This is a genomic window from Streptomyces sp. A0958, from assembly GCF_004795035.1.
Lineage (GTDB): Bacteria > Actinomycetota > Actinomycetes > Streptomycetales > Streptomycetaceae > Streptomyces.
In genome coordinates this window covers 1-13247 of sequence record NZ_SSBK01000005.1, presented here as the reverse complement: position 1 = coordinate 13247, position 13247 = coordinate 1, and the positions used below count along the sequence as shown (strand labels likewise).

General features: G+C 73.3%; 9 protein-coding genes. 5 read left to right on the top strand and 4 right to left on the bottom strand.

Annotation, left to right across the window (positions count from 1 at the left end; genetic code table 11):
* Positions 1-59: 59 nt before the first annotated feature.
* Entirely contained in the window at positions 60-917 is an 858-nt protein-coding gene (locus E6P78_RS06770; protein ID WP_136202597.1) for a hypothetical protein, read from the top strand.
* A gap of 164 nt (positions 918-1081) precedes the next feature.
* On the top strand, positions 1082-3547 hold the full coding sequence (locus E6P78_RS06765) for a Tex family protein (RefSeq protein ID WP_136202596.1): 2466 nt from the start codon (positions 1082-1084) through the stop codon (positions 3545-3547).
* Positions 3548-3849: 302 nt separating this feature from the next.
* Here the strand turns inward: E6P78_RS06765 and E6P78_RS06760 are convergent, their stop codons facing one another.
* A complete protein-coding gene (locus E6P78_RS06760) occupies positions 3850-5487 on the bottom strand; it encodes an ABC-F family ATP-binding cassette domain-containing protein (RefSeq protein WP_136202595.1) in 1638 nt (545 codons plus the stop codon).
* Between the two features lie 88 nt (positions 5488-5575).
* Between E6P78_RS06760 and E6P78_RS06755 the strand changes: the two genes are divergently transcribed.
* Entirely contained in the window at positions 5576-6547 is a 972-nt protein-coding gene (locus E6P78_RS06755; RefSeq protein ID WP_136202594.1) for an FAD-dependent oxidoreductase, read from the top strand.
* A gap of 75 nt (positions 6548-6622) precedes the next feature.
* On the opposite strand, the gene E6P78_RS06750 is transcribed toward E6P78_RS06755, so the two are convergent.
* Together E6P78_RS06750 and E6P78_RS06745 are read right to left on the bottom strand one after the other, a co-directional pair.
* Positions 6623-8362, bottom strand: a complete 1740-nt coding sequence (locus E6P78_RS06750) for a BCCT family transporter (RefSeq protein ID WP_168712577.1) — start codon at positions 8360-8362, stop codon at positions 6623-6625.
* A 74-nt stretch (positions 8363-8436) separates the two neighbouring features.
* Positions 8437-9762, bottom strand: coding sequence for a M14 family metallocarboxypeptidase (locus E6P78_RS06745; protein ID WP_136202593.1), 1326 nt, complete (start codon positions 9760-9762; stop codon positions 8437-8439).
* 286 nt (positions 9763-10048) lie between these two features.
* Here E6P78_RS06745 and E6P78_RS06740 point away from each other — a divergent pair, with 286 nt between their 5' ends.
* Positions 10049-11092, top strand: a complete 1044-nt coding sequence (locus tag E6P78_RS06740; RefSeq protein WP_136202592.1) for a LacI family DNA-binding transcriptional regulator — start codon at positions 10049-10051, stop codon at positions 11090-11092.
* A gap of 94 nt (positions 11093-11186) precedes the next feature.
* Here the strand turns inward: E6P78_RS06740 and E6P78_RS06735 are convergent, their stop codons facing one another.
* Positions 11187-12077 carry an oxygenase MpaB family protein gene (locus E6P78_RS06735; protein WP_136202591.1) on the bottom strand — a complete coding sequence of 297 codons (891 nt, stop codon included), beginning with the start codon at positions 12075-12077 and terminating at the stop codon, positions 11187-11189.
* Between the two features lie 287 nt (positions 12078-12364).
* Here E6P78_RS06735 and E6P78_RS06730 point away from each other — a divergent pair.
* On the top strand, positions 12365-13247 hold an 883-nt coding region (locus E6P78_RS06730), incomplete at its 3' end, for an oxygenase MpaB family protein (protein WP_136202590.1).

The window sequence follows — 13247 nt, the reverse complement described above, 5'->3', positions numbered from 1 at the left end:
ACAGGTCACGGGCTCCGGGGACTTCCTGCCCGTACCGACCAGTCGGTAACGTGCCGGGTATGAGTACTCTCCCGCCCCGTGCCGGACGGCGCTGCCACAACGCCCTCAACCCGCTGCACTCCTCGCTCTTCTTCTCCCCCGACCTCGGCAAGGAGCTCGGCGGGATCGGCATCGACGACCCCGCCGCCGCCTACTTCGCCACCCGCGCCGCCGCCATGGGCGCGGTCGGCGCGGACACGGTCACCGCGACGTTCTACAACTTCAACCACGCGCTGGTGTCCCGGCACGTGCCCGCCGTCTGGGACATCGCATCCCCCGCGAAGGTCCTCGACGCCCGCCTGCGCGCCGCCGACTCGACGCTGCGCCGACTGCTGGGCGAGGAGATCATCGCCTCCCCCGAAATGGCCGAGGCCGCGCGGCTCGCCCTGCGCGCCACCGAGGGCTGCACCCGGCACGCCCGGCCGCTGTACGCCGCGCACTCCGGTCTCCCGGTACCGGAGGAACCGCACCTGGCGTACTGGCACGCGGCGACGCTGCTGCGCGAGCACCGGGGCGACGCCCACCTCGCCGCGCTCCTCGCGGCCGGTCTCGACCCGGTCGAGGCGCTGGTCAGCCACACCGCCACCGGCAAGGGCATGGCGCCCCGCTGGATTCTGGCCACCCGGGGCTGGCGCCGCACCGACTGGGAGGACGCGTCGGCCCGGCTGCGGGAGCGCGGGCTGCTCACGGCGGAGGGCGAGTTGACGGAGGAGGGCACCGCGCTGCGCAAGGAGTTGGAGGAGGCCACGGACCGGATGGACCTGGGCCCGTACGAGCATCTGGGCGGTCCGGGCGTGGCCCGGCTGACCGAACTGGGGCGCGGATTCCTCGCCACGGCGTGGGCGGCGGGCGCCTTCCCGTCCGACGCGACCGGCTGACGCGGCCGTCGGACGGAGGAAACCGGCGGCAGCTCGCTGGGGTGGCCGGGCGACACGGCGCCCGGCCACCCGGCACAATGCAGGCGTGTGACTCCGGGCCGGTCCCAGGCCGTGTCCGGGGCCCGACCAGCACAGCCAGCAGGAGAAGGCGAGTCGGTAGAACCGTGACGACGTCCATCGAAGGCAGGATCGCCGAGGAGCTCGGCGTACGCGAGCGGCAGGTGAAGGCGGCCGTCGAGCTGCTCGACGGCGGGTCGACCGTGCCGTTCATCGCCCGCTACCGCAAGGAAGCGACCGAGATGCTCGACGACGCGCAGCTGCGCACGCTCGAGGAGCGGCTGCGGTATCTGCGGGAGCTGGAGGACCGCCGCACGGCGGTCCTCGAATCCGTACGGGAGCAGGGCAAGCTCGACGCGGCGCTGGAGGCCCGCATCCTGGCCGCCGACACCAAGGCGCGTCTTGAGGACATCTACCTGCCGTTCAAGCCGAAGCGGCGGACGAAGGCGCAGATCGCCCGCGAGGCCGGGCTCGAACCGCTCGCCTCGGGGCTGCTGGACGACCCGTCGGTGGACCCGCTCGCCGCGGCCTCGGCCTTCGTCGACGCGGACAAGGGCGTCGCGGACGCGGCGGCGGCCCTGGAGGGGGCCCGCGCCATCCTCACCGAGCGCTTCTCGGAGGACGCGGACCTGATCGGCGAGCTGCGCGAGCGGATGTGGTCGCGCGGGCGGCTGGTGGCCCGGGTGCGGGACGGCAAGGAGGAGGCGGGCGCGAAGTTCGCGGACTACTTCGACTTCGCCGAGCCGTTCACCGCGCTGCCCTCGCACCGGGTGCTGGCGATGCTCCGGGGCGAGAAGGAGGACGTGCTCGACCTGGTGCTGGAACCTGAGGAGCCGTCCGAGACGCCCGGCCCGTCCGGTTACGAGAACATGGTGGCCCGGCGCTTCGGCGTCAACGACCGGGGGCGCCCCGGCGACAAGTGGCTCGCCGACACGGTCCGCTGGGCCTGGCGTACCCGCATCCTGGTGCACCTCGGCATCGACCTGCGGCTGCGGCTGCGCACGGCGGCGGAGGACGAGGCGGTACGCGTCTTCGCCTCGAACCTGCGCGATCTGCTGCTGGCCGCGCCGGCCGGGACCAGGGCCACGCTGGGGCTCGACCCCGGTTTCCGTACCGGGGTGAAGGTCGCCGTCGTGGACGCGACGGGCAAGGTCGTCGCGACCGACGTCATCCACCCCCATGTCCCGGCCAACAAGTGGGACCAGTCGCTGGCCACGCTGGCGCGGCTGGCACGGGAGCACCACGTCGACCTGATCGCCATCGGCAACGGCACGGCGTCCCGCGAGACGGACAAGCTCGCCGGTGAACTGTGCGAGAAGCACCCGGAGCTGAAGCTCACCAAGGTGATGGTGTCGGAGGCGGGCGCCTCCGTGTACTCGGCCTCCGCCTTCGCCTCGCAGGAACTCCCCGACATGGACGTGTCGTTGCGCGGCGCCGTCTCGATCGCGCGCCGGCTCCAGGACCCGCTGGCCGAGCTGGTGAAGATCGACCCGAAGTCGATCGGTGTCGGGCAGTACCAGCACGACCTGTCCGAGGTGAAGCTCTCGCGGTCGCTCGACGCGGTCGTCGAGGACTGCGTGAACGGGGTCGGCGTCGACGTCAACACCGCGTCGGCGCCGCTGCTCTCCCGGGTCTCCGGCATCGGCTCGGGGCTCGCCGAGAACATCGTGGCGCACCGCGACGCCAACGGGCCGTTCCGCTCCCGCAAGGGCCTGAAGGACGTGGCCCGGCTGGGCCCCAAGGCGTACGAGCAGTGCGCGGGCTTCCTGCGCATCCGGGGCGACGACCCGCTGGACGCCTCCAGCGTGCACCCGGAGTCGTACCCGGTGGTCCGCGCGATGGTGAAGCGGACGGGCGGTGACGTCGCCGCGCTGATCGGCAACACGGACGTGCTGCGGTCGTTGCGGGCGGACGACTTCGTGTCCGAGAAGTTCGGGCTGCCGACGGTCACCGACATCCTGAAGGAGCTGGAGAAGCCGGGCCGCGACCCGCGTCCCGCCTTCAAGACGGCCACCTTCAAGGAGGGCGTCGAGAAGATCGGCGACCTGGTGGCCGGGATGGTGCTGGAGGGCGTCGTGACGAACGTCGCCGCGTTCGGGGCGTTCGTGGACGTCGGTGTGCATCAGGACGGGCTCGTGCACGTGTCCGCGATGTCCCGGACCTTCGTGAAGGACCCGCGCGATGTCGTCAAGCCGGGTGACGTCGTCAGGGTCAAGGTCATGGAGGTCGACATTCCGCGGAAGCGGATCTCGTTGACGCTGCGGCTGGACGACGAGGCGGGCGCGGGCTCGGGCGCGGGCGCGGGCGCCCGAGGTGCCGGTGCGTCCGGGGCCGAGCGGGGTGGGCGGCCGCCTCGGCAGCGGCAGAGCGGTGGTGGCTCACGTGGTTCGTCCGGGGGGTCGGGCGGGTCCGGGGGCGCAGGGCAGGGGCGTGAGCGGCGTGGTTCCGGCGGCGGGGGTGGTGCCGGGGGTGGCCGGCAGGCGCCTGCTGCGGCTCCGGCCAACGGGGCGATGGCCGATGCGTTGCGGCGGGCGGGGTTGTTGAAGGGGGATTCGGGGGGTGGCCGGCGGTAGGACCCGGCAGGGGTGGGGGCGGGTAGGGGCGGCAGCGCCTGCGGCGGGCGGGGCGCGCCTGCGGCGGGCTTGTTCCCCTACCCGCCCCTTCCCGTAACCGGGGCTCCGCCCCGGACCCCGCTCCTCAAACGCCCGAGGGGCTGGGAGGAAAGGCGCCGGGGCGGGGGCGAGCAGGGGGAAGTGCTGGAAGGCGAGGCGCCGGAGGGGTCGCCGGCGGTAGGGCCCGGTGGGGGCGGGTAGGGGCGAGTGGGTGGAGGGGCCGGGAGGAAAGGCGAGCCGGCAGGTGTGGTCCGGCACAGCTCTCAGGCCTCTGTCACCCTGCCCTCCGTCACCTCGATCCGGCGCGTCGTGCGGACCGCCTCCAGCATTCGGCGGTCGTGCGTGACCAGCAGCAGGGTTCCGGTGTACGTGTCGAGCGCCGCTTCCAGCTGCTCGATCGCCGGGAGGTCCAGGTGGTTCGTGGGCTCGTCCAGGACCAGGAGGTTGACGCCCCGGCCCTGGAGCAGGGCGAGCGCCGCCCGGGTGCGTTCGCCCGGCGAGAGGGTGGTCGCCGGGCGCATGACGTGGTCGGCGCGCAGACCGAACTTGGCGAGGAGCGTGCGGACGTCGGCCGGTTCCGTCTCGGGGACCGCCGCGCAGAACGCCTCCAGGAGGGATTCCGAGCCGTGGAACAGCTTCCGCGCCTGGTCCACCTCGCCGACGACCACACCGGAGCCGAGACTCGCGTGCCCGGAGTCCAGCGGGAGGCGGCCGAGCAGCGCGGCCAGCAGGGTCGACTTGCCGGAGCCGTTGGCGCCCGTGATGGCGACCCGGTCCGCCCAGTCGATCTGGAGCGAGGCCGGGCCGAACACGAAGTCGCCGCGCACGGCCCGCGCCTCGCGCAGGGTGGCGACGACCGAGCCGGAGCGGGGCGCGGAGGCGATCTCCATGCGCAGCTCCCACTCCTTGCGCGGCTCGTCCACGACGTCGAGCCGTTCGATCATGCGCTGGGTCTGCCGGGCCTTGGCGGCCTGCTTCTCGCTCGACTCGCTGCGGAACTTGCGGCCGAGCTTGTCGGCGTCGGTGGCCTTGCGGCGGGCGTTCTTGACGCCCTTGTCCATCCAGGAGCGCTGCATCAGGGCGCGGCCCTCCAACGCCGAGCGCTTGTCGGAGTACTCCTCGTACTCCTCGCGCGCGTGCCGGCGGGCGCGTTCGCGTTCCTCCAGGTAGGCCGCGTAGCCACCGCCGTACAGGTTGATCTGCTGCTGGGCCAGGTCCAGTTCGAGGACCTTGGTGACCGTACGCATGAGGAATTCGCGGTCGTGGCTGATGACGACGGTGCCGGAGCGCAGCCCGGAGACGTACTTCTCCAGGCGTTCGAGCCCGTCCAGGTCGAGGTCGTTGGTGGGCTCGTCGAGCAGGAAGACGTCGTAGCGCGACAGCAGCAGCGAGGCGAGTCCGGCGCGGGCGGCCTGGCCGCCGGAGAGCGCGGTCATCGGCAGGTCGAGCCCGACGGTCAGGCCGAGTTCGGCCGCGGTCTCCTCGGCCCGCTCGTCCAGGTCGGCGCCGCCGAGTGCGAGCCAGCGCTCCAGCGACTCGGAGTAGGCGTCGTCCGCGCCGGGGGCGCCGTCGACCAGGGCCTGCGTGGCGGTGTCCATGGCGGTCTGGGCCTCGGCGACGCCCGTGCGGCGGGCCAGGAACTCCCGTACGGTCTCGCCGGGGCGCCGCTCGGGTTCCTGGGGCAGGTGGCCGACGGTGGCGGTGGGCGGGGAGAGCCGCAGCTCGCCCTCCTCCGGCTGGTCGAGCCCGGCGAGCAGCCGCAGCAGTGACGATTTTCCGGCGCCGTTGACTCCGACGAGACCGATCACGTCACCGGGGGCGACCACGAGGTCGAGCCCGGCGAACAGCGTGCGGTCGCCGTGTCCGGCGGCGAGGTCCTTGGCGACGAGGGTGGCAGTCATCAGGGTGCCGATCCTAATCGGCGCGGCGGGGCCCCGGAGACGGGCCGGGGCGGCAGGCGGCGGCCGGGGCAGCGCCTAGAGTCCGGCCATGGACGCGAACCTGGCGGGAGAGCTTGCGGGGGAAGGCGGGGCAGCGGTGTCGGACGTGATCGTGGTGGGTGGCGGGGTCAGCGGGCTGACCACGGCGATGGTGCTGGCCGAGCGGGGTCACCGGGTGCGGGTCTGGGCCCGGGAGCCGGCCGGCGACACGACGTCGGCGGTGGCGGGGGCCCTGTGGTGGCCCTACCGGATCGAGCCGCTGGACCGTGTCGGCGACTGGTCGCTGACCGGGCTGTGCTGGTACGAGGAGCTGGCCGCCCGCCCCGAGGAGACCGGTGTGCGGCTGGTCGACGGCCTGCACCGGGGCGAGCGCGTCGCGGCCCTGGGGCCCTGGGCCGGGGAGCTGAAGGACGCCGTGGAGAGCGCCGAGGGGCTGCGGTGCCGGCTGCCGCTGATCGACATGCCGGCCCATCTGAAGTGGCTCGAGGGGCAGGTGCGGGCGGCCGGGGGCGCGGTCGAGCGTCGTACGGTCACCTCGTTCGACGAGGCGGCGGCGGAGGCGGGGACGGTGGTCAACTGCGCCGGGCTCGGCGCCCGCGAGCTGGTGCCCGACGCGGGGGTGCGGCCGGTGCGCGGGCAGTTGGTGCTGGTGGAGAACCCGGGCATACGGGAGTGGTTCACCGAGGCCGATCCGGCGTCGAGCCAGACCACGTACTTCTTCCCGCAGCCCGGCCGGCTGGTCCTCGGCGGCACGGCGGTGGCCGACGACTGGAGCACCGTGCCCGATCCCCGTACGGCCGGGGAGATCGTGGCCCGGTGCGCCCGTGTCCGGCCGGAGATCGCCGGGGCGCGGGTCATCGGGCACCGGGTGGGGTTGCGGCCGGCCCGGGACGCCGGTGTCCGGATCGAGGCCGAGGCGTCGGCCGGGGGCGGGCGGCTGGTGCACAACTACGGCCACGGCGGCGCGGGCGTGACGGTGGCGCTGGGCTGCGCCCTGGAGGCGGCGCGGCTGGTGGGCTGAGCCCCGGCGCGACCCGGGGCCGGTCGAGTCGGGCAGCGTACCCGTGCCTCCGCCGGGCCGCGGCCTCCGGCCGCCTCAGGCGGGGCTGGAGCCGCCGGGCCTGTCGTGGCGTTCGGTGGTGATCTGGCTGCCGCCCGGGCCGATCCGGATCTCGAAGTCGCCGTCGTACTTGGCGTGGCCCTCGATGACCGCGGACTCGACGGCTTCCACGCCGAACTCGCGGCGAACGATCAACGGGTCGTGGCGCAGGTCCCGCATAAGGGCCACGCACATGCAGATCATCACCAGGGTGAAGGGGGCCGCCACCAGGATGGTCAGGTTCTGGAGTCCCGCCAGGGCGTCGCCCTGGCCGTTCCCGATCAGCAGCATGACGGCCGCCACCGCGCCGGTGACGACACCCCAGAAGACGACGACCCAGCGGGCGGGTTCGAGGATGCCCTTCTGGGACAGGGTGCCCATCACGATCGACGCGGCGTCCGCGCCCGAGACGAAGAAGATGCCGACGAGGACCATCACCAGCACACTCATCACGGAGGCGATGGGGAACTGCTGCAGTACGCCGAAGAGCTCGGCCTCCTGGGTGTCGGCCCCGTTCAGCTTCCCGCTCTCCTGGAGCTTGATCGCGGTGCCGCCGAAGACCGCGAACCAGATCAGGCTCACCGCGCTGGGCACCAGGATGACGCCGCCGATGAACTGCCGGATGGTCCGGCCGCGGCTGATCCGCGCGATGAACATGCCGACGAAGGGCGTCCAGGAGATCCACCAGGCCCAGTAGAAGACGGTCCAGCTGCCGAGCCAGTCCGCGACCTTGCCCTCGCCGGTGGCCTCGGTGCGGCCGGCCAGCTGCGGCAGGTCACCGAAGTAGCCGGCGATCGAGGTGGGCAGCAGGTCGAGCACGATGATGGTGGGCCCGGCGATGAACACGAAGACGGCGAGGATCAGGGCCAGCACCATGTTGATGTTCGACAGCCACTGGATGCCCTTCTCCACGCCGGAGACCGCGGAGGCGATGAAGCCCATCGTCAGCACGGCGATGATCAGGACGAGAAGGCCGGTACCGGTCTTCTCCTTCCAGTTCAGTTCGTGGAAGCCGCTCCCGATCTGGAGCGCCCCGAGGCCCAGCGAGGCGGCCGAGCCGAAGAGGGTCGCGAAGATGGCCAGGATGTCGATGAAGCGGCCGAGACCGCCGTGGGCGTGGCGGGAGCCGATGAGCGGCTCGAAGACCGCGCTGATCGTCTGCCGCCTGCGCCGCCGGAAGGTGCTGTACGCGATGCCGAGGCCGACCACCGCGTAGATCGCCCACGGGTGGAGCGTCCAGTGGAACAGGGTGGTGGCCATCGCCGTCCGCATCGCCTCGGCGGCGTCGGCGGGGTGGGTGCCGGGGGGCGGGGCGGTGAAGTGGGCCAGCGGCTCGCTGACCCCGTAGAACATCAGACCGATGCCCATGCCGGCGCTGAACATCATGGCGACCCAGGACACGGTCCGGAATTCCGGCTTCTCGCCCTCCTGGCCGAGGGTGATGTTGCCGTACCGGCTGATGGCCAGCCACAGGGCGAAGACCACGAATCCGGAGGCGGCCAGCATGAAGGCCCAACCACCGTTGTGGATGAGGCCGTTGAGGGCCTTGTCGGAGACGTCCTCCAGCGAGTCGGTGGCGACGGCGCCCCAGACCACGAAGGCGAGGGTGAGTCCGGCGGTGACGCCGAACACCACTCGGTCGGTGATGGGGCGCCGGTTCTGGGTCGGGTCGCCGGGCAGATCCGCCGTCACCGGCAGATCCCCCCTGCCGCCCGTTCTCTGATCGTCCTGCGACACGAATGGCACCTTTCACGGAAGCGGACAATTCACTCTCCGTAGGCAGTACCACACCGAACCTGCATCATCCGTCATCAACAAGCGGTATCGGGCTGACCGTTTGTGAGGTGATATGCCGCCCGCACGTCCAGGAGGAGCGGGATCAGCTTCCGGGCGGGCTGACGCAGGGGCACGTACGCCCCGTCTCCGTCGGGCCGGGAGGTGACGCCGTGCAGGGCCAGTTCGTCCCCGACCCGGGCGAGCTGCTTCCGCGTGAGCCGGTAACCGCAGGGCGGGTCGTCCAGCGTCTCGCCCGGCTCCGGGGCCTCGTTGTCCGCGCCCCCGAGGTGGACGGGCCCCCGGTCGGCGGACCCGGCCGCGCGGGAGGCGGCGGTGGCGGCGGCGATGCTCCCGTGCCGCTCGTCGGCATACCGCAAGAGCGCCTGGAGCGCGATGAGTTGCGAGGTCAGGCGGCGGTGGTTGACGCGGGCGGGGTCGACGCGCTCGGCCGCGGTGAGCGCGTCCGTACGGGATTCGACCAGCAGTCCGACCGCGTGCTTGAGGCCGGCGATGTTGCGCAGGATGCGTTCCTGGCCGTCGCCCGCGCTCTGCTTCACCGGGTGGCCCGTGGCCGGGTCCGTCCACACGCCGTAGACACCGCTGCTGAACCCGGCGTCCAGGGCGGCGGGGCGCACCCGCTGCTCGGCCAGGTCCCGCGCCTCGTCGTGCAGCCGGTCGTCGGTGTTGGGGTTGCGCGGCCACAGGACGAACAGGTCCTTGTCGTAGTACGGGGCGGTCGCCGCGTACTCGTGCAAGTCCTCGATCACGTCGGGCTCGTGGTCGCGCAGTACGGCGGCCACGGCACGGGCCTCGGCGGTGCGCAGCGCGAGGTGGTCACGGTTGATGTCCACGCCGTCCGCATTGCCCCGGGTTCCGGCGGCCAGGCCGTCGGGGTTGGCCGTGGGCACGACGAGGACCTCGGTCCGGGCCAGGAAGGCGCGGGTGCGCGCATCGGTGGCGCACGCGAGGTCGCGAGCCGTGGTCAGGCAGGCCTCGCGCCCGGCGGGCTCGTCGCCGTGCTGGCCGCAGACCAGGAGCACGGTGAGCGCGTCCGGGTCGCGGCTGCCGATGCGGACGAGGCGCAGCGGGCGCCCCTGCGCGGTGGTGCCGATCCGCCGTACGGAGACCCGGTCGCCGAGCCGGCCGAGGCCCGCGAGGAAGGCGGTCTCCTCGGCCTGCCCGGTCCAGCGGGCCCCGGCGGAGACCTCGAAGCCGGTACGGGGTGCGGCGGTGCGGGCGGCGTCCGAGGGGATGGTGACCAGGGGGACGGTCAAGGCGGCGGACGCGGCGGCCAGGGCGAGATCGCGGACACGGCCGCGCCGGGGCGGCCGCCCCCCGCCGCCTGTCGGCGCGATCGGCATGGGCGGAAGATACTCCGGGCCGGGCGCGCACAACAGACCCGTGCGCGTTGCGGTTTCCGGCGGCCGGCCGGAGGCGCCGGGGCTGTCCGTGCCTGTCAGTGGCTGTCAGTGCCTGTCCGGCGGATCGGGGCCGGGGCATCAGCGCCGGGGTCGCGGCGCCGAGGCCGGGGTTGCGGCGCCGGGGCCGCGGCGCCGATCCGCCGGACAGCCCTTAGGCTGGCAAGGTTCGCGCCGACCGGCCGGCCCCGGCTGTTCCCGGCCCCCTCCGCGTCCCGAGGAGCGTCCCTTGCCCGGTCCGACCCCCGATGCCCCTCTCCACGCGCGCCCCACGCTGGAAGCGGTGGCGGCCCGCGCCGGAGTGTCCCGGGCGACGGCCTCCCGGGTGGTGAACGGCGGTGCGGGGGTCAGGCAGCCGCTCGTGGACCAGGTGCGCAAGGCGGTCGAGGAGCTCGGCTACATTCCGAACCACGCCGCGCGGACCCTGGTGACCCGGCGCAACGGTGCGGTGGCCGTCGTCATCGACGAGCCCGAGGCCCGGATCTTCTCCGACCCGTTCTTCTCCCAGCACATCCGTGGCATCAGCCGCGAACTCAACGCCCACGACGCGCAGTTGGTCCTGCTGCTGGTGGAGGGGCGCGGCGATTTCGATCGGATCAGCCGCTATCTGGCCGGCGGCCATGTGGACGGGGTGCTGGCCTTCTCCCTGCACACGGACGACGAACTACCCGCTGTCATCCGCCGGTTCGGGGTTCCGGCCGTGTACGGCGGCAGACCGGGCCGGCCGGGCGCCGCGTCCGCTCCCGCGGTGCCGTTCGTGGACTGCGACAACCGGGGCGGCGCCCGGGAGGCCGTGCGCCATCTGGTGTCGCTCGGCCGTCGGCACATCGCGCACATCGCGGGCCCACGCGACCAGACCTCGGCGCTCGACCGGATCGACGGCTACACCGACGTCCTGCCCGACGCCGACCCCGCGCTGGTCGCGGACGGCGACTTCACCGTGGAGGGCGGCGCCCGGGCGATGGCGGAGCTGCTGGAGCGGCGGCCCGACCTGGACGGCGTGTTCGCGGCCAACGACCTGATGGCCTCGGGCGCGCTGCGGTCGCTGCGCGAGCGGGGCCGGCGCGTGCCCAAGGACGTGGCGCTGGTCGGTTTCGACGACATGGAGTCCGTCGCCGAGGCCACGGACCCGCCGCTGACGACGGTCCGTCAGGACGTGGTGGGCATGGGGCGGTTGATGGTGCGGCTGCTGATGGAGCGGCTGGGCGACGGGAGCGCGGGGCCGGAATCGGTGATCACGCCGACGGAACTGGTCCACCGCGCTTCGGCGTGACCAGCCGGCGAGCGCCATCCGACGACCGCTTCGGCGCGAACACACGGGCCGGCGTCATCCGGCGACCGCTTCGGCGTGAACACGCGGGCGGGCCTCATCCGGCGACCGCTCCCCCGCGCCTGCGGGCCGTCCGGTACGCCGCCCGCGCCCGGCGGGCCCGGGGCAGATAGCGCAGGCGCTCCGGCAGGACGGGAACCACCACCCGCGCCACCGCGCAGAACCGTCGCAGCGCGCGTTCCTGCGCGTCCGTCCATTCCAGCCCGATGGCCTCGCGGGCGTCGGGCGGCATCAGCCCGACGGTCAGGAAGGCGCGGAACCGGGCGAGCGGCGGGAGCAGCACCGGCCACAGGGCCCCGAGCAGCAGCCGCAGCGCCCAGGGGCCCCGGTCCGGCGGCGGTACCGGGGTGTCGGTGGCGACCAGTTCCGCCACGACGACGGTCTTCTCGATCTCGTCGGCGAGCATCGCGCGGTAGTAGGGCCAGAACTCCTCGATGGTCTGCGGCACGTCCCGGTCGTGAATCCCGAGCACCCGGCCCACCTGGAGCCATTCCCGGTAGAGCGCGCGCTCCTGGTCCGGGGTGAGCGGGCGGAGCAGGTAGCGCGCCCCGTGCCGGTAGACGGGGAAACCGGTGGCGTGCACCCAGGCGTAGTTCGCCGGTGACAGGGCGTGGTAGGGGCGGTTCCGGGTGTCGGTGCCCTGGATCGTCCGGTGCAGCCGGCGGAGCCTGCGCCCCTCCTCGGCCGCCTGCTCACCCCCGTACACCCAGAGCTGGAGCGAGCTGAGGGAGCGCTCGCCGCGCCCCCACGGGTCCGTACGGAACACGGAGTGTTCGTCGACGCCCGCGCCGACCGCCGGGTGGGCGACCTGGAGGGCGAGGGCGGCGGGCAGCATCAGCAGGGCCCGCACGTCGCCGGACAGGCTCCACAGCACGCCGCCGGGCGGGGGCGGTGCGGGGTCGTCGTTCCTGGCTGCTGCGCTGCTCATGCGGTGCTCCCGGCGGCTCGGCGGGCGCCGGACCGAAGCGTCCGGCCCCGCCCGATCCAGTATGCGAGCCCCGCACCGGCCCTGCGCAGCGACCCCCGGGAGGCCGGGGGCGAGGGCCTGCGGTTGCGGTGTTGACGGGGCCGGTGAAACAAGTCAATAGTATTTGTAACTTTGACTCTCCGGACCGGACGGCACGTCATATACCTGCCGTCAGAAGGGGGTTGGCGTCAGTCAGCTCGACCGGGAGCGGTCCCACGGGGAGCCGGACACGGACAGGAGGGCGCACCATGGGCCGGTACAGCCGCCTGCATGAGATCCGCCGGATGAATCCGGCGCGGGATTACGCCGAGATCCTCCGGCTGATCTCTCAGTACGAGTTCCCCTGGGACTACCGCCAGGGCGTGAGCGTCGCGTTCCTGCGCGACTACGGCGTCCCCCGGATCTCCGTACTCCTGGACCGCACCCAGGAGTTCGAGCGTCAGGGGCAGAAGCGGTACGACGACACGGTGCTGATCGCGTACGAGATGGCCGTCGACGGCTTCGACTCGGAGCGCGGGCGGGCCGCGGCCCGGCATCTCAACCGCATCCACGGCAAGTACCGCATCCCGAACGACGACTTCCGGTACGTCCTGGCGACCACGGTCGTGGGCCCGAAGCGCTGGATCGACCGGTACGGATGGCGCCCGCTGTGCGCGCAGGAGGTGCAGGCGCTGGCGGAGGCGGGGCGCAAGACCGGGGCGATGATGGGCATCGAGGACGTCCCCGACACCTACGAGGGGTTCGAGCGGCTTCTCGAAGTGTACGAGGAGCGTATGTTCGCGTACGACCCGGCGAACCGGCGGGTGGCCAGCGCCACGTTCCGGGTGATGGCGAGCTGGTACCCGCGCCCGCTGCGGCCGCTGGTCGCGCGGTTCTCGCTGGCGCTCCTGGACGAGCCGCTGCTGAAGGCGCTCGGCTTCCGGCCGCAGCCCGGCTGGGTGCGGGCCTCGGCATCGGCCGCGCTGCGGCTGCGGGCGCGGTGCGTACGCAGGATGCCGGCCCGGCCGCGCCGCTTCCCCGCGCGGCCGCAGCCCCGTTCGTACCCGTTCGGCTGGCGGCTGGACGACCTCGGGCCGCACTGGGCCCCCAGCCGGCCGCTGGAGCCGCTGCCGGACGAGGCGGCCCGGACAG

Excerpts from the sequence above, each read along its gene's own strand:
- E6P78_RS06735 (WP_136202591.1), bottom strand. The coding sequence starts at position 12,077 with ATGAGCAGCGCAGCAGCCAGGAACGACGACCCCGCACCGCCCCCGCCC.
- E6P78_RS06770 (WP_136202597.1), top strand. The coding sequence starts at position 60 with ATGAGTACTCTCCCGCCCCGTGCCGGACGGCGCTGCCACAACGCCCTC.
- E6P78_RS06745 (WP_136202593.1), bottom strand. The coding sequence starts at position 9,762 with ATGCCGATCGCGCCGACAGGCGGCGGGGGGCGGCCGCCCCGGCGCGGC.
- E6P78_RS06755 (WP_136202594.1), top strand. The coding sequence starts at position 5,576 with ATGGACGCGAACCTGGCGGGAGAGCTTGCGGGGGAAGGCGGGGCAGCG.
- E6P78_RS06760 (WP_136202595.1), bottom strand. The coding sequence starts at position 5,487 with ATGACTGCCACCCTCGTCGCCAAGGACCTCGCCGCCGGACACGGCGAC.